At 67.0% G+C, this 16,224-nt stretch carries 14 protein-coding genes; 5 read left to right on the forward strand and 9 right to left on the reverse strand.

Features of this window, described 5'->3' with window-relative positions; translation table 11 throughout:
- Window positions 1–4: 4 nt before the first annotated feature.
- Window positions 5–2,137: a S9 family peptidase gene (locus ABIA73_RS11695; RefSeq protein ID WP_099843713.1), complete on the reverse strand. Its 2,133-nt coding sequence runs from the start codon at window positions 2,135–2,137 to the stop codon at window positions 5–7.
- 203 nt (window positions 2,138–2,340) lie between these two features.
- Here ABIA73_RS11695 and ABIA73_RS11700 point away from each other — a divergent pair, with 203 nt between their 5' ends.
- Window positions 2,341–3,525: a pyridoxal phosphate-dependent aminotransferase gene (locus tag ABIA73_RS11700; RefSeq protein ID WP_025877299.1), complete on the forward strand. Its 1,185-nt coding sequence runs from the start codon at window positions 2,341–2,343 to the stop codon at window positions 3,523–3,525.
- Window positions 3,526–3,652: 127 nt separating this feature from the next.
- Here ABIA73_RS11700 and ABIA73_RS11705 read toward each other — a convergent pair whose 3' ends face one another.
- Window positions 3,653–5,749, reverse strand: a complete 2,097-nt coding sequence (locus ABIA73_RS11705; protein ID WP_354275829.1) for a prolyl oligopeptidase family serine peptidase — start codon at window positions 5,747–5,749, stop codon at window positions 3,653–3,655.
- 69 nt (window positions 5,750–5,818) lie between these two features.
- Window positions 5,819–6,136, reverse strand: a complete 318-nt coding sequence (locus ABIA73_RS11710; protein ID WP_032976554.1) for a hypothetical protein — start codon at window positions 6,134–6,136, stop codon at window positions 5,819–5,821.
- A 126-nt stretch (window positions 6,137–6,262) separates the two neighbouring features.
- Here ABIA73_RS11710 and ABIA73_RS11715 point away from each other — a divergent pair, with 126 nt between their 5' ends.
- Window positions 6,263–6,862, forward strand: coding sequence for a lipocalin family protein (locus tag ABIA73_RS11715; RefSeq protein ID WP_025877305.1), 600 nt, complete (start codon window positions 6,263–6,265; stop codon window positions 6,860–6,862).
- A gap of 156 nt (window positions 6,863–7,018) precedes the next feature.
- Here ABIA73_RS11715 and ABIA73_RS11720 read toward each other — a convergent pair whose 3' ends face one another.
- The 3 genes from ABIA73_RS11720 to ABIA73_RS11730 form a co-directional block, all read right to left on the reverse strand.
- On the reverse strand, window positions 7,019–7,708 hold the full coding sequence (locus ABIA73_RS11720; RefSeq protein WP_025877307.1) for a methionine ABC transporter permease: 690 nt from the start codon (window positions 7,706–7,708) through the stop codon (window positions 7,019–7,021).
- On the reverse strand, window positions 7,705–8,712 hold the full coding sequence (locus tag ABIA73_RS11725) for a methionine ABC transporter ATP-binding protein (protein ID WP_025877309.1): 1,008 nt from the start codon (window positions 8,710–8,712) through the stop codon (window positions 7,705–7,707). The genes ABIA73_RS11720 and ABIA73_RS11725 overlap by 4 nt, the downstream gene beginning before the upstream one ends.
- A 208-nt stretch (window positions 8,713–8,920) precedes the next feature.
- The gene (locus ABIA73_RS11730) at window positions 8,921–9,817 is read right to left on the reverse strand and encodes a DMT family transporter (RefSeq protein WP_025877311.1); all 897 of its coding nucleotides are present in this window, start codon (window positions 9,815–9,817) and stop codon (window positions 8,921–8,923) included.
- 83 nt (window positions 9,818–9,900) lie between these two features.
- Here ABIA73_RS11730 and ABIA73_RS11735 point away from each other — a divergent pair, with 83 nt between their 5' ends.
- The gene (locus ABIA73_RS11735; RefSeq protein ID WP_025877313.1) at window positions 9,901–10,383 is read left to right on the forward strand and encodes a YajQ family cyclic di-GMP-binding protein; all 483 of its coding nucleotides are present in this window, start codon (window positions 9,901–9,903) and stop codon (window positions 10,381–10,383) included.
- A gap of 38 nt (window positions 10,384–10,421) precedes the next feature.
- Here the strand turns inward: ABIA73_RS11735 and ABIA73_RS11740 are convergent, their stop codons facing one another.
- From ABIA73_RS11740 to ABIA73_RS11750, 3 genes are all read right to left on the reverse strand, one after another.
- Window positions 10,422–11,513 carry a helix-turn-helix domain-containing protein gene (locus ABIA73_RS11740; RefSeq protein ID WP_223483514.1) on the reverse strand — a complete coding sequence of 364 codons (1,092 nt, stop codon included), beginning with the start codon at window positions 11,511–11,513 and terminating at the stop codon, window positions 10,422–10,424.
- Between the two features lie 521 nt (window positions 11,514–12,034).
- Window positions 12,035–13,162 (reverse strand): NAD(P)-dependent alcohol dehydrogenase, encoded by a 1,128-nt coding sequence (locus ABIA73_RS11745; protein ID WP_025877316.1) that lies wholly within the window; start codon window positions 13,160–13,162, stop codon window positions 12,035–12,037.
- A 17-nt stretch (window positions 13,163–13,179) separates the two neighbouring features.
- A complete protein-coding gene (locus ABIA73_RS11750) occupies window positions 13,180–14,646 on the reverse strand; it encodes a benzaldehyde dehydrogenase (protein ID WP_354275830.1) in 1,467 nt (488 codons plus the stop codon).
- Between the two features lie 195 nt (window positions 14,647–14,841).
- Here ABIA73_RS11750 and ABIA73_RS11755 point away from each other — a divergent pair, with 195 nt between their 5' ends.
- Together ABIA73_RS11755 and ABIA73_RS11760 are read left to right on the forward strand one after the other, a co-directional pair.
- Window positions 14,842–15,408 carry a DUF1415 domain-containing protein gene (locus tag ABIA73_RS11755; protein ID WP_025877318.1) on the forward strand — a complete coding sequence of 189 codons (567 nt, stop codon included), beginning with the start codon at window positions 14,842–14,844 and terminating at the stop codon, window positions 15,406–15,408.
- Window positions 15,405–16,205 carry an SDR family oxidoreductase gene (locus tag ABIA73_RS11760; RefSeq protein ID WP_309911191.1) on the forward strand — a complete coding sequence of 267 codons (801 nt, stop codon included), beginning with the start codon at window positions 15,405–15,407 and terminating at the stop codon, window positions 16,203–16,205. Before ABIA73_RS11755 ends, ABIA73_RS11760 begins: the two co-directional genes overlap by 4 nt.
- Window positions 16,206–16,224 lie beyond the last annotated feature (19 nt).

Genomic DNA, 16,224 nt, shown 5'->3' on the forward strand with positions numbered 1-16,224 from the left:
TGCGTCATTCCGTCGCAGCACCGGCCGCGGGCGTTTCGATGCCCAGCTGCTGCAGCACGAATGCATACGACTCGGACAGTTCGCGGTAACGCTGGAAGCGCCCGGACTTGCCGCCGTGGCCGGCTTCCATGTTGGTGCGGAACAGGATCGGGAAGGTGCTGGTGTTGTCATCACGCAGCTTGGCCACCCACTTGGCCGGTTCCCAGTACTGCACCTGCGAATCCCACAGGCCGGTACCCACGAACAGCGACGGATAGGCCTGCTTTTTCACGTTGTCGTAGGGCGAGTAGGACAGCATGTACTCGTAGTACGGCTTCTGCTCGGGGTTACCCCACTCGTCGTACTCGTTGGTGGTCAGCGGGATGGTCGGGTCGAGCATGGTGGTGACCACGTCCACGAAAGGCACCTGCGCCACCAGCACGCGGTAGTCCTGCGGCGCCTGGTTGGCGATGGCGCCCATCAGCAGGCCACCGGCGCTGCCACCGGACGCGGCGACACGGTCCTTCGCCGCCCAGCCCTGTGCCACCAGGCCACGGGTGACGTCGATGAAGTCGTTGAAGGTGTTCTGCTTGTGCAGCAGCTTGCCGTTCTCGTACCAGTCGCGGCCCATTTCCTGGCCACCGCGGATGTGGGCGATGGCGTACACCACGCCACGGTCGAGCAGGCTCACCGCCGTCTGGTTGAAGTAGGGGTCCATCGACATGCCGTAGCTGCCGTAGGCGTACTGGAACAGCGCGCCGGTGCCATCCTTCCTGTAGCCCTTGCGATAGACCAGCGACACCGGCACCTTCACCCCGTCGCGCGCGGTGATCCACACCCGGTCGGTCTCGTACTTCGAGGCGTCATAGCCGATCACCGGCTGCTGCTTCAGCTGGCGACGCTCGCCGGTGGCGGTGTTCAGTTCGTACACCGTGGTCGGCGTGGTCATCGAGGTGTACACGTAGCGCAGCCACGTGGTGTCAGCCTCGGTGTTGTCGCCCAGGCCCATCGAATAGGCCGGTTCGTCGGCCTTTACGTAGTCGTTGCGACCGTCCTTGAACAGCAGGCGGATGCGCTCCAGGCCTTCGGAACGTTCGGCGATGGCGGTGTAGGTATCGAACAGTTCGAAGCCTTCGATGAACACCGCATCGTCATGGGCGATCCAATCCTTCCACTGCGCACGCGAGGTGGCATCGGTCGGTGCGGTCACCAGCTTGAAGTTCTTCGCGCCATCGTTGGTGCGGATCACCCAGCGGCCGTCATAGTGGTCGGCGTCGTACTCCACGTCGCGTTGGCGCGGGGCGAGCACGGTGAACGTGGTCGGGTCGCTGGCCGGCGCGTAGCGCTCTTCGGAGGACACGGTGCTGTGCACGCCGATGGTGATGAAGCGATCGTCGCGGGTGCGGCCGATGCCCATGTAGAAGCTGTCGTCCTTCTCTTCGTAGACGACGGTGTCGGCGCTGGCCGGGGTGCCCAGCACGTGCTTCTTCACTCGCACGGTCAGCAGGGTTTCCGGATCGTTCTCGACATACAGCACGGTGCGGTTGTCGTCGGCCCAGACCAGGTCGCCCGAGGTGCCGGTGATCGTGTCCGGCAGCACCGCGCCGGTGCGCAGGTCCTTGAAGCGGATGACGTACTGGCGGCGACCCACGTCATCGTCGGCCCAGGCCAGCAGCTGGTTGTCCTGGCTGACCTCCATCGAGCCGACGCTGAAATAGCCCTTGCCGGCAGCCATCGTGTTGACGTTGAGCAGGACTTCCTCCGGCGCGTCCATGCTGGCCTTGCGGCGCGCATGGATGGGATAGTCCTGGCCGGTTTCGTAGCGGCTGTAGTACCAGTAGCCGCGCTCGCGCGCCGGCACACTGGCATCGTCCTGCTTGATGCGGCCGACGATCTCGCCGTACAGCGCATCCTCCAGCGGCTTCAGCGGTGCCAGCAGCTGGTCGGCGTAGGCGTTCTCGGCCTGCAGGTAGGCCAGCATGGCCTTGTCCTCGCGCTTGTCGTCGCGCAGCCAGTAATAGTCATCGTTGCGGGTCGCGCCGAACGGCGCCTTGACCACGTGCGGACGCTTCTCAACATCCGGCGGAACGGGCGGGGTGGCGGCGGTAGCGGTGCTGGTCATCAGGCTCGCAAGCAACAGGCAGAGAGTGGATTTCATGAAATAAGGCTCCTTGATCGGCAATGCAATGGCGTCCTTGCGCCTGAGTCTGGGTGGCAGGGGGGCTGCGGGCAACCCTGCGGATCGTCATGGACGCGCGGAGGTAGTGCCGGCCGCTGGCCGGCAACGGCAGCAGACTGTTCATCCCGAGGTTGCCGGCCAGCGGCCGGCACTACCGGGACACCCGGCGTACCATGTGGGGCATGAGTACCCTGCCCCACACGCCGGGCTACAGCCGGCGCAGCCACGAAATCGCTCCCTTCCATGTGATGTCCCTGCTGGCCCGCGCACAGGCGCTGGAACAGGCCGGTCACGATGTGATCCATCTGGAGATCGGCGAACCGGACTTCACCACCGCCGAGCCGGTCGTGCGTGCCGGCCAGGCGGCGTTGGCCGCCGGCCACACCCGCTACACCGCCGCACGCGGCCTGCCCGCCCTGCGCCAGGCGATCAGCGGTTTCTATCGTAGTCATTACGGCCTGGATATCGACCCCGAGCGCATTCTGGTCACGCCGGGCGGCTCCGGCGCGCTGCTGCTGGCCAGCAGCCTGCTGGTCGACCCCGGCCGCCACTGGCTGCTGGCCGATCCCGGTTATCCGTGCAACCGCCACTTCCTGCGGCTGGTGGAAGGCGGCGCGCAGCTCGTTCCGGTCGGCCCCGAAACGGCCTACCAGTTGACCCCTTCGCTGGTGCAGCAGCACTGGAACGCCGACAGCGTCGGCGCGTTGGTGGCGTCGCCGGCCAATCCCACCGGCACCGTGCTGTCAGCCGATGAACTAGCGGCCCTCTCGGCTTCGCTGCATGCGCGCGGCGGCCACCTGGTGGTCGACGAGATCTATCACGGCCTGACCTACGGCCTGGATGCAGCGAGCGTGCTGCAGGTGGATGACAGTGCCTTCGTGCTGAACAGTTTCTCCAAGTACTTCGGCATGACCGGCTGGCGACTGGGCTGGCTGGTGGCGCCACCGGCGGCGGTACCCGACCTGGAGAAGCTGGCGCAGAACCTCTACATCAGCGCTTCGAGCATCGCCCAGCACGCGGCCCTTGCCTGTTTCAGCGACGAGGCGATGGCGATCTTCGAGCAACGCCGCCAGGCCTTCCAGCAGCGCCGCGACTTCCTGCTGCCGGCGCTGCGCGAGCTTGGCTTCCGCATCGAAGTGGAGCCGCAGGGGGCGTTCTACCTGTACGCCGACGTCAGCGCGTTCACCGATGACGCGCAGGCGTTCTGCGCACACTTCCTGGAAACCGAGCACGTGGCGTTCACCCCGGGCCTGGATTTCGGCTTCCATCGATCGAACCAGCACGTACGCCTGGCCTATACCCAGGAAGTGCCGCGGCTGCAGGAAGCGGTGGAGCGTATCGCGCGCGGGTTGAAACGATTCCGGTAGTGCCGGACCGTGCCCGGCGGATTTTTGCCGCGCGACGCGGCAAAGGAGCCGCCGGGCATGGCCCGGCGCTACCGTTCAACGAATACCCAACGAAAAACGCCGCCCGAGGGCGGCGTTTTTCATTTCATCATTTGCCGCCCAACCGCTCCCACAGGAAGCTGTAGGCCAGTGCGGACATGTGCGCGGCCTGCGCGTTGTTGGCTGCACCGCCATGACCGCCTTCGATGTTCTCGTAGTAGGTCACGTCCTTGCCGGCATCGATCATCTTCGCGGCCATCTTGCGGGCGTGGCCCGGATGCACGCGGTCATCGCGGGTGGAGGTGGTGAACAGCACCGGCGGATAGCTCTTCTTCGCGTCGAACAGGTGGTACGGCGAGAAGGTCTTGATGAACTCCCAGTCGCTGGTGTCCGGGTTGCCGTACTCGGCCATCCACGAGGCGCCGGCCAGCAGGTGGCTGTAACGCTTCATGTCCAGCAGCGGAACCTGCACCACCACCGCACCGAACAGCTCCGGGTACTGGGTCAGCATGTTGCCGGTGAGCAGGCCACCGTTGCTGCCGCCCTGCACGCCCAAGTGCTTGGCAGAAGTGATCCTGCGGGCGACCAGGTCCTGGGCAACCGCGGCCATGTCTTCATAGGCCTTGTGACGGTTCTGCTTCAGCGCCGCCTGGTGCCAGCGCGGGCCGTACTCGCCACCACCACGGATGTTGGCGACCACGTACACGCCGCCCTTCTCCAGCCAGGCGCGGCCCATGCCGCCCGAGTACGACGGGGTCAGCGAAATCTCGAAACCACCGTAGCCGTACAGCAGGGTCGGGTTGGAGCCGTCGAGCTTCATCGCCTTGTCGTGCACCACGAAGTACGGCACGCGGGTACCGTCCTTGCTGGTGGCGAAATGCTGCTCGATCACCTTGCCGTCGGCATCGAAGAACGCCGGCATGGTCTTGAGCACTTCCGGTGCCTTGCCGATGTCGGCGATCGCCAGGGTGGTCGGGGTCAGGTAATCGGTGGCGGTCAGCCACACTGCATCGCTGTCATTGCTGTCGACCGCACTGACGCCCAGGGTGCCGAAGGCCGGCGCGCCGACGAAATCGCTCTTCTGCCAGCCCTTGGCGGTCGGAGTCAGCACCGACAGGCGGTTCTTGACGTCGTCCAGCACGTTCAGCACCAGGTGGTTCTTGGTCCACGAGGCACTGGCCAGCGAGGTGGTCGCGGTCGGGGTGAACAGCACCTCGAAGTCACGCTTGCCGGCCAGGAAATCATCCAGCTTGGTCACCAGCAGTGCGCCGGAGGCGTAGGTCTTGCCACCCACGGTCCACGGATCGCGCAGTTCCAGGGTCAGCCACTGCTTGTGCAGGCCCTTCTCGGCCGAGTTCGGCGCATCGATCCTGGTCAGCTTGCCATCGTCGCCGCGCAGGTAGATCTCGTTGTTGTAGAAGGCCAGCGTACGGCTGACCAGGTTGCGCTCGAAGCCCGGGGTGTCATCGTGCATCGCCGCGATGTACATGTCTTCCGGCTTGCCTTCGTAGACCAGGCTGGCGGCGGACATAGGCGTGCCACGCTTCCACAGCTTGGCCACGCGCGGGTAACCGGAGGTGGTCATCGAGCCGCTGCCGAAATCGGTGTAGACGAACACGGTGTCGCGGTCGATCCAGCTCAGGCCGCCCTTCGATTCGGGACGGAAGAAGCCGTCCTTGATCCAGCTCTTGCTGGCCAGGTCGAACTCGCGGGTGACATCGGCGTCGGCACCGCCGCGCGACAGCGCGATCAGGCAGCGGCTGTAATCCGGACGCAGGCAGTCGGCGCCGTGCCAGACCCAGTTTTCGTTTTCGGCCTTGTTCAGCGCATCCAGGTCGAGCACGGTTTCCCAGGTCGGCGAGGCCTTGCGGTACTCGGCCAGGGTGGTGCGACGCCACAGGCCGCGCTCGTGCTGCTTGTCCTTCCAGAAGTTGTAGTAGTAATCGCCGATCTTCTGCACGCCGGGAATCTTGGCGTCCGAGTCGAGCACCTCGCGGATGCTGCTCTCCATCTGCTTGAAGGCCGGGGTCTGCGCCAGGCGCGCCTCGGACTTGGCGTTCTGTTCCTTGACCCAGGACAACGGCTTGTCGCCGGTGACGTCCTCCAGCCAGGCGTAACGGTCGGTGTCTTCAGCGGCCACGGCGGTACCCACCGAGGCAGCGGTCATCATGCCGGCCAGCAGGCAGGCGGAAGCGAATCGTGACATTGCAGCTCCAGGCAGTCATTAGCCGTGGAACGCTAGCATGGATCACCGGGGCCGCCCCCGTGTCGAAGGTCAGGCCGTGGCGGTGTGCGCCTTGCGCGTACGCGTGGGGGAGCGCCGCCGGGCCTGCCCATGGTCGCGTCGCAGCGAGCGGAGCGCGGCCAGCGTTGGCAACGGGCAGCGCAGCAGTGCCCACCAGGCCGCCAACGGCATGCCGACCAGCCACAGCGGCAACCAGCCCAGCCAGGCACTGCTGCCGCGCGCGGCCGGCCACACCAGCACCACGGCCAGGCCAGCAAGGGCGAGCTGCGGCACCACCCGCAACAGGCGCGGATCGGCGCGTTCGCTGACGCGTTCAGTTGGCGGGCGGTGGCGGGGACGTGTGCGCATGCGGATTCTCCGGTGGTCGATGCCGGTCAGCTTGGCTGCGGGGCTTCTCACCGGCTGCGACACCATTGACGGATGGCGTGCACACAGTGACCATGCGCGGGCAAGCCCACTGGAGCCCGCTCCCGCATGACCTCGATCCGCCCGCTCTGCGCTGTGTTGCTGGCCCTGTCCCTGGGCGGTCCGGCAGTGGCTGCCAATTCCCCACCGTCGTCCCGCAACAGCGCCGCGGAAGCCTCTGCAGATGGGGTGATCGACCTGCAGCGCTTCATGGGGACCTGGTACGTGATCGGCCGCGTGCCGAACTTCATCGAGCGCGGCCACGTCGCCAGCGTCAACCAGTACGAGCTGCGCGAGGACCACAAGGTCGCCATCACCTATCGCTACCGCGATGGTTTCGGTGAACCGCTGCAGGAAATCCGTGCGCGCGCCAGCGTCGATCCCGACAGTGGCAACCACGGCTGGCGCACCTGGTTCTACCGGGTCGTGCCGACCCATTCGCGGGTACTGGAAGTCGCACCGGACTATTCCTGGGCGCTGATCGGCTACCCGGGCCGCGAGATGGCCTGGATCTTCGCCCGCACGCCTGACATGGACAAGGCCCTGTACAAGGACCTGGCCGAACGCCTGCGCGACGAGTACGGGGTCAACACCGACAAGCTCAAGCGCGTGCCGCAGCACGCCGAGCAGGTCGGCAAGCTGGGCTACGAAGTACCAAACGTGCGTTGACTGCACACGGTGGTAGTGCCGGCCGCTGGCCGGCAACTGCACGGTGCTTCCCGCGTTCATGAGGTTGCCGGCCAGCGGCCGGCACTACCAGACATGAAGTTGCCGGCCAGCGGCCGGCACTACCCTGAACGATGCCGGGCGCCGCCCGGCATTCTGTTATCTGCGGCTGTAATGCGCGACCAGGCGGTCGCCGAGCATCTGCAGCAGCTGCACCAGCACCAGCAGCAGGACCACGGTGACCAGCGCCACGTCGGTGTGCGAGCGCTGGTAGCCATCGCGGAAGGCCAGGTCGCCCAGGCCACCGGAACCGATCGCACCGCCCATCGCGGTGAAGCCGATCAGGGCCACGGTGGTCACCGTGGCACCGGCAATCAGGCCCGGCCGTGCTTCGGGCAGCAGCACGCGGGTGACCAGCTGCCAAGTGGTGGCACCCATTGCCTGGGTCGCCTCGATCACCCCGCGGTCCACTTCACGCAGCGCGGTTTCCACCAGCCGCGCATAGAACGGCGCAGCGCCGATGACCAGCGGCACGATCGCGCCACGCACGCCCAGCGAGGTGCCCATCATGAACAGGGTCACCGGGATCAGGACGATCATCAGGATGATGAAGGGCACCGAGCGCAGCAGGTTCACCACCAGCGCCAGCACGCCGTAGGCAACCGGCCGGCGCTTCAGCTGTGGCGCACCGAACAGGTACAGCAGCACGCCCAGCGGCAGGCCGATGGCCAGGGTCAGCGGCAGCGAACCGGCAAGCATCAGCAGGGTGTCGATGGTGGCCTGGCCGATGTCGGCCCACTTGCCTGCATCCAGGTGACGGAAGAAGCCGCCGGCGGTGGCGATGATCATCGACGCAGTTCCTCAACATGCACGCCGGCAGCCACGAATGCGGCCTGCGCGGCGGACTGGTCACCGCCCACCAAGGCGACGATCAGCTGGCCATACGGGGTGTCCTTGATCCGGTCGATACGCCCGGACAGGATGTTGTAGTCGACCCCGGTCTGCCGCGCGACGCTGCCGAGCAGGGGTTCGTAGGTGTCGGCGCCGAGGAAGGTCAGGCGCACGACACGGCCACCGACCGCGTCGAAGTCGCGGTGCAGGGTGCCCTCGTCCACCTGCTCCGATTCGCTGACGAAACGGCGGGTGGTCGGGTGCTGCGGGTGCAGGAACACCTTCGTTACCGGGCCGGTCTCGACCAGCTGGCCGGCATCAAGCACGGCCACGCGGTCGCAGACGCGGCGGATCACGTCCATCTCGTGGGTGATCAGCACGATGGTCAGGCCCAGTTCGCGGTTGATCTTCGACAGCAGCGCCAGCACCGACGCGGTGGTCTGCGGATCGAGCGCGCTGGTGGCCTCGTCGCACAGCAGGATCTGCGGGCGGGTGGCCAGTGCGCGGGCGATGCCCACACGCTGCTTCTGGCCGCCCGACAACTGCGCCGGGTACTTGTCCGCATGCGCCTGCAGGCCCACGGTCTGCAGCAGCTCGGCGACGCGCGCATCGATCTCGGCCTTCGGCGTACCGGCCAGCTCCAGCGGGAAGGCGACATTGCCGGCCACCGTGCGCGAGGACAGCAGGTTGAAGTGCTGGAAGATCATGCCGATCCGGCGGCGCAGCGCGCGCAGGCCTTCCGGATCCAGCGCGGTGACATCTTCGCCGGCGATCAGCAGGCGGCCACCACTGGGCTCCTCCAGGCGGTTGATCATGCGGATCAGCGTCGATTTGCCCGCACCGGAATGGCCGATGATGCCGAACACCTCGCCGGCCTCGATGGTCAGGTCCAGCGGCTGCAGCGCGCTGACCGCGCGGCCGGCAACGGCATAGGATTTGTGCAGGCGCTGGAACTCGATCACGGGATCAGCTCACCGGGAGGGCGATGGAAGGGGCGTGCAGCCTACCAGCGCTGGCGCTCGCGCGCCCGCGCCATGGGCCAGAATGTTATTCCTTTTGGTTCTAAGCTGCCCGCCCCGGCACATCGGCGGCGGTCAGAGCCCCTGCGGGGATCCGACCCCGGGGTCGGATCCCCGCAGGGGCTCTGACCCCTTCCCCAGCCAGATCGGTTCAGGGATGGTCCAACGGTTTCGGCGGCTCCTGCCGGTTCACCCGTTCGCGGTGCAGCAGGTACAGGCCCGAGGCGACGATGATTGCCGCGCCCGCCCAGGTGTAGCCATCCGGCAGCTGCCCCCAGAAGGCCAGGTCCCAGCCGATCACCCAGACCAGGCCGCTGTATTCGAGCGGTGCGATCATCGAGGCCTCACCCAGCTGGAAGGCCTTGGTCAGCGCGATCTGGCCCAGCGCTCCGGCCAGGCCCATGCCGGCGATCAACGGCGCATGCGCCATCTGCAGCGGCACCCAGCCGGGGATAGCCAGCAGCCCGGCGCCGATGGCCATGATGACCAGGAACCAGACCACCATCGACTGCGAGGTATCGGTGCGGGTCAGCAGGCTGACGGTGATCGCGGCGATGGCATAGGCGGTGGCGGCGGCCAGCACCATCAGGCCCGGCACCGAGATGAAACCGCCCACGCCCGGCCGCAGCACCACCAGCACGCCGACCAGGCCGATGCCGATGGCGACCCAGCGCCGCGGCCCGACCCGCTCGCCCAGCAGCGGCACCGACAGTGCGGCAATCAGCAGCGGCGCGACGAAATAAATGGTGTAGGCGGTGGACAGCGGCAGGTCGCGCAGGGCGAACACGAAGCAGCCGATCATCGCCATGCCCAGCCCGCCGCGCAGCAGGTGCAGCCCCCAGCGGCGCGGGATCAGAGAGCGTGGCCCGGCACTGGCCAGCACCCAGACCAGCACGAAGGGCAGCGACGCCGCGCCACGCAGGAAGGTGACCTGCAGCGAGGGATAGCCGGCCGAGAGCTGCTTCATGCCGGCGTCCATCAGCGAGAAACAGGCGACAGCAGCGACCATCCAGGCCACGGCGCGCGAAGGGGAGCGTTGCACGTTCATGGCCCATTATCGCCGACCACGGGCGTTGCCGCCGCGACCGGCGCGATAGAATGGCCGCCACTGATTTCTGCGGAGTAACGCCCATGCCTTCCTTCGACGTTGTGTCCGAAGTCGACACCCACGAACTGACCAATGCGCTCGACCAGGCCAACCGCGAGCTTGCCACCCGTTTCGACTTCAAGGGCGTGGACGCCAAGTTCGAACGAGACGGCGAAGTGATCACCCAGTCCGCGCCGAGCGAGTTCCAGCTCAAGCAGATGAACGACATCCTGCGCGCTCGCCTGGCCGCCCGCAGCATCGACGTGCTCAGCCTGGAATATGGCGACGTGGAAACCAACCTTGCGCAGGCCCGGCAGAAGATCACCGTCAAGCAGGGCATCGAGCAGAAGATCGCCAAGAAGATCGCTGCGGCGCTGAAGGAAGCCAAGCTGAAGGTGGAAACCCAGATCAACGGCGACAAGCTGCGGGTGATGGGCAAGAAGCGCGACGACCTGCAGGACGCCATCGCCGTGCTGAAGGCCGGCAAGTTCGAACTGCCGCTGCAGTTCAACAACTTCCGCGATTGATCGACACCGCGATGTAGGGCCGGCCTACGTGGCCGGCCTCACTCGCGCAGCAGTTTGTACAGCGTTGTCCGCGAGATGCCGAGCTGGCGTGCGGCGAGGCTGAGGTTGCCTTCGGCGGTATGGGCGGCTCGCCGTGCCGCATCGCGCTGCTGGTCACGCAATGGTGCCGCCTGCACGGGCGCTGCGGCCGTAGCCGGTGAACGCGTCCGTGCGGCGCGCGGTGCCTGCAGATGCTGCAGATGGACCGCACTGCCCTCGCCCAGTCGCACCCGATGCGCAGGGCCGGGCTGCAGCAGTCGACGTCGCTGTGCTGCGCTGGCGCCGGCAAACAGCGTGTCCAGCGAAAGCAGCGGCAGCGGCCCACGCCGCGGCAGGCCGAGCAGGCGCCGGGCGACGCGATTGGCGCAAAGCAACTGGCCGTCTTCCTGCACCGCCAACAGGCCCTGCAGCGGTGATGCCAACCAGCGCGGATCATGCTGCACCGCCAGCAGATGCACATCGCTGAGCGTGTGCATCAAGCGGTTCTCGATGGCCAGCGCTGCCTGCCGGAAATAGCCCTGCAGCAACGCCGGATCGCGCTCCCCCAGCCCAGTGATGTCGATCGCACCGCAGACCTGCCCCTGCAGGTCATGCAGCGGCTCACTCAGGCAGAACACGGGGGCGAACCGCTGCAGATAGTGTTCATTGCCGCGTACCAATGCGGGCAGGTCGTCGGCCAGGCTGACCGCAGGCGCGGTGGTGCCGATCTCGGCCTCGCCCAGCCGCCGGCCCACCTGGATCGGCCGCAGCAGCGCGGCATCTTCCAGGCCATGGGCGCGATGCACGATCACCATGCCCTCGCGGTTGGCGCAGAACATCGTCCACCCACGCGCACCGAACGCGGCCCACAACTGCTCCAGTTCCGGCTGCACGCAACGCGCCAGGCGGCGGTCATCGCGGGACTCCAAGCGGTGTCCATTGCCCTGCAACGGCGGGTAATACGGCTCCTGCCCGGGGCGCACACCCGCCGCATGCGAGCGCTGCCAGGACTGCTGCAACGGCAGGGGCAGCATCGCCAGCGACTGCACGTCGCCCTCGGCGAAGGCGGCCCGAGCCGCCACCAGCTGCTGTTGCCCGACTGTCGTGGCCATCATGCATGCAGCGTACACCCACACACGCCATGCCCGCGTTACATGCCAACAACGGAGCGTTTCCATTTCGTCGGGCATTCATCCACGCATCGCGTGGATCCACGTGTCGACCAAGGTCGACACCCACCAACAGCCGCGTGGTCGCCACCCACCAAGAGCAGCCCATGCCGTTACGACAGATCGCGGGAGCCCACGATCACCCCAGCACAGCGCCAAGCCGGGAAATGCGCTTCCATTCTCGTCCGGCATTCATCCACGCATGGCGTGGATCTACGTGTCGACCAAGGTCGACACCCACCAACAGCAGCGGGAACCTGTCGAAGGCGGGGTGGGGGGGGGGGGGGGGGGGGGGGGGGGGGGGGGGGGGGGGGGGGGGGGAGAGAGGCGGGGAGGAGCGCCCCCCCCCCCCCCCCCCCCCCCCCCCCCCCCCACCCCGCCATCCCACGGAATGCCAGCTTTTGACGTTGACGTTGATTCGGCAGGTGCAGGGCGCAGCCCTGCAAACCGACCCCATCCTCACCTCACGCCGCAATCCGCAGAATCGGCTTCAGGGTGATGCCCCGCGTACTGTCCTCGGCCGCCTGGTTGATCTGCTCCAGCGGATAGAACTTCACCAGCCTGTCGAACGGGAAGCGCCCCTGCTGGTACAGCGTCACCAGCTGCGGAATGAACACCTGCGGCACGCTGTCGCCCTCGACAATGCCACGGATGCTGCGGCCACCCAACAGCAGGTTGTTCACATCGAAACTGGCAGTGGTGCCCAGCTTCGGCGCACCGACCACGCCCATCATGCCAAGCCCGCCGAGCGCTTCGATGCCGGCCGACAGCACTTCCGGGCGCCCGGTCGATTCCAGCGCGAAATCGGCGCCACCACCGGTGATCGCGCGCACCGCCTCGATCACATCGGTCTCGCGGCTGTTGACCACATGGGTGGCGCCCAGCTCCATGGCCAGCTGCAACCGCGAGGGCACCACGTCGATGGCGATGATGGTGGTGGCACCGGCGACCTTGGCCGCCATCACCGCACTCAGGCCGACCGCACCGGCGCCATAGCTGGCGAAGCTGCTGCCCGATCGCACCTGCAGCGAGTTGAGCACCGCACCGGCACCGGTCTGGATGCCGCAGCCCAGCGGACCGAGCAGCTCCAGCGGCGCATCGTCAGGCACCTTGATCGCATTGATCTCGCGCGCCAGCGCAAACGTGGCGAACGACGACTGTGCAAAGAAGTGATCGTGCAGCGGTTGGCCCTGTGCATCGGTGATGGCCGTATGGCCGTGGCCATCATCACCACCGAAATTCAGCGCGAAGAAATCGCGGCAGTACGCACCGTGGCCACCACGACAGGGATTGCAGTGGCCGCATTGGCCGTAGGTCAGCACGACATGGTCGCCGGCCTTCAGCTCGCGCACGTTGGGGCCGACCGCCTCGACGATGCCCGCACCCTCATGGCCCAGCACCGCCGGCAGCGGCACCGGATAGTACTGGTCGCGCACGATCAGGTCGGTATGGCACAGGCCGGTCGCTACGATCTTCACCAGCACTTCGTCGTCCTGCGGGCCGCGCAGGCGCGCCTGCTCGATGACAAAGGGCTGTTCCTTGCCGCGCACCACCGCGGCGGTGATGTCACGCGATCCACTGTTGCTGCTCATCGTTGCGTTCTCCTCGATCAGATGGGATAGGCCGGGGCTTCGCCCTTGACCGTCATCCATTGCCACTGGGTGAATTCCTCCACGTTGGACGGGCCGCCGATGCTGGTGCCGTTGCCGGACGCCCCTACCCCACCGAAGGGATTGATGACCTCGTCGTTCACGGTCTGGTCGTTGATGTGCAGCAGACCGGTGCGCAGGCGCTCGCCCAGCTTCAGCGCGCGGCCGACATTGCGGGAGACGATCGCCATCGACAGGCCGTACTCGCTGTCATTGGCCAGGCGCACGGCTTCGTCGTCGTCATCGAACGGCACCACCACCGCTACTGGCGCGAAGATCTCTTCGTTGAACGCCGGATTGTCGACACTGACGTTGCCGAGCACGGTGGGTGCGAAGAACAGGTCCTGGTGGGTGCCGCCGGTTTCAAGCGTGGCACCCGCCTTCACCGCGTCGTCGACCACACGCGCCGCATGGTCGCGTTGCGCGGCATTGATCAGTGGGCCCAGCGCAACATCCTCGCGTGCCGGGTCACCCACCTTCAGCGACTTCGCCTTGGCCACCAGCTTCTGCAGGAAGGCCTGGTGGATGCCGCGCTGTACCAGCACACGGCCGGTGGCCATGCAGATCTGGCCCTGGTGCAGGTACACGCCCCAGGCGGTGTTGGCCACGGCCAGGTCGAGATCCGCATCGTCAAGGATGATCAGCGCGTTCTTGCCGCCCAGCTCCAGCGACACCTTTTTCAGGTGCTTGCCGGCGGCTTCGCCAACCTTGCGTCCGGCCGCCGTCGAGCCGGTGAACTGGATCATCGCCACATGCGGGTCGCTGGTCAGCGCGGCACCGGCGGCGCCGTCGCCGGGCAACATCTGCAGCACACCCTGCGGAAGACCAGCCTGCTCGAACAGGCGTGCGATCGCCGCACCACCACACACCGCCGTGCGCGGGTCCGGCTTGAGCACCACGGCATTGCCGAGCGCGATCGCCGGCGCCACCGCGCGCATCGCCAGGTACAGCGGGAAATTGAACGGAGAGATCACCCCCACCACACCCAGCGGACGGCGCCGCGCCAGATTCAGGCGCCCAGGCTCGGACGGCAGGATCTCACCCACGCTGCGCGAAGGCAGCGCGGCGGCCTCATGCAGCGCCTTGATGGTCACCTTGGCCTCGAAACCGGCCTTCAGGCGGGTGGAGCCACTTTCGCGGACCAGCCAGTCGACCAGCGTATCGATGTTTTCTTCGGCCAGGCGTGCAGCCTTGCGCAGCACCTCGGCGCGCTGTTCGTACGGCGCTGCCGCCCATGCCTGTTGCGCCTGCGCCGCAGCGGCCGCCGAACGTGCGACCTGCGCCGCATCGGCCAGGCCGATCTCACCAAGCGAGTGCCCGGTGGCGGGCTCGATCACCGGCTGGCGCTGTGCAGCGGCGCTCCATTGACCGTCGAAGAAGGCGCCTGACCAGAGTGCGTCCGGCAGCCATGGGGAAGATGCAGTCATGAAAAGTCCTCCTGTGTCGTGCCGCCATTGCACGCCTGGCCCGCAGCGTCGGCAATCGGCCATTGGCGTGATATCGGCAAGGGATTGAATCAATGGGAATTTCCAGCATCGCCGTTGTCCAGTTCCTGCACAGTGAACGGCGCCCCTGCAGCGGCCCGCCTACAATGGCCACCCCCGCCCGCCGATGCGCCCGCCATGACCGACACCCCCCTGCCCACCGATGACCCGATCGCCGCCACCCGCCTGTGGCTGGAGCGCATCGTCATCGGCCTGAACCTGTGCCCGTTCGCCAAGGCGGTGTATGTGAAGGACCAGGTCCGCATCGTGCTGAGCGACGCGACCACACCCGAAGCCCTGGTGGAAGAACTGGCCGAGGAACTGGTGCTGCTGCGCGACACGCCGGCCGAGCAGATCGATACCACCCTGATCGTGCATCCGCAGGTACTGACCGACTTCCTCGACTACAACGACTTCCTCGACAACGCCGATGCGGCGATCGAGGCGCTGGACCTGCAAGGCATCCTGCAGGTGGCCAGCTTCCATCCGGACTACCAGTTCGATGGCGTCGCCGCCGATGACGCCAGCAACTACACCAACCGCGCGCCCTACCCCACCCTGCACCTGCTGCGCGAAGACAGCGTGGCACGCGCGGTGGATGTCTACCCGGACCCGGACGTGATCGTCGAGCGCAACATCCAGACCCTGGACCGGATCGGTGTCGAGGGCTGGCACCGTCGCCTGCGCGGCGACGACCTGTCATGAGCACGGTGCCGCCGATTGCCACCTGGCCGGCTGCGCCGCTGCACGGCAGGGTGGTGCTGGTCACCGGCGGTGCCAACGGCATCGGCCGCGGCATCGCCCAGGCGGTGCTCGGGGCCGGCGGCCGTGTGCTGATCGGCGATCTGGATGTGGAGGCGGGCCATGCCTGCCTGGCCGAATGGCAGCGCGGCGATGATGCCGCGTTCCAGCGGCTGGACATCACCGACGAAAGCAGCGTGCGCGACTTCATCGCAGTGGCCCTGCAACGCTTCGGGCGCATCGACGGCCTGGTCAACAATGCCGGCATCGCCGGGCCGCACGGCACCCTGCTGCAGGACATGGAGTGGGAAGAATGGCAGCGCCGACTGTCATCGCTGCATGGCGCGTTCCTGTGCAGCAAGCACGCATTGCCGGCGTTGTCGGCCGACGCAGGCGCGATCATCAACATCGCATCGACGCGCGCCTGGCAGTCCGAGGCGCACAGCGAAGCCTACGCTGCGGCCAAGGGTGGGCTGGTGGCCTTCACCCATGCACTGGCCATCAGTGCGGGACCGGCGGTGCGGGTGAACAGCATCAGCCCCGGCTGGATCAGCACCGATGCCTGGCAGGCGCCGTCACGCCGGCACGTGCCGCAGTACTCGGCCACCGACCACGCCCAGCATCCGGTTGGCCGCGTCGGCGAACCCGAGGACATCGGCGCGCTGGCGGTGTACCTGCTGTCCTCGTTGTCCGGCTTCAGCACCGGCCAGGATTTCATCGTCGACGGCGGCATGACCCGGAAGATGATCTACGCCGATTGAAAGCGGGACGCCCCGGTAG

The sequence above is a fragment of the Stenotrophomonas sp. 2694 genome, from assembly GCF_040548715.1.
Classification (GTDB): Bacteria; Pseudomonadota; Gammaproteobacteria; order Xanthomonadales; family Xanthomonadaceae; genus Stenotrophomonas; species Stenotrophomonas indicatrix.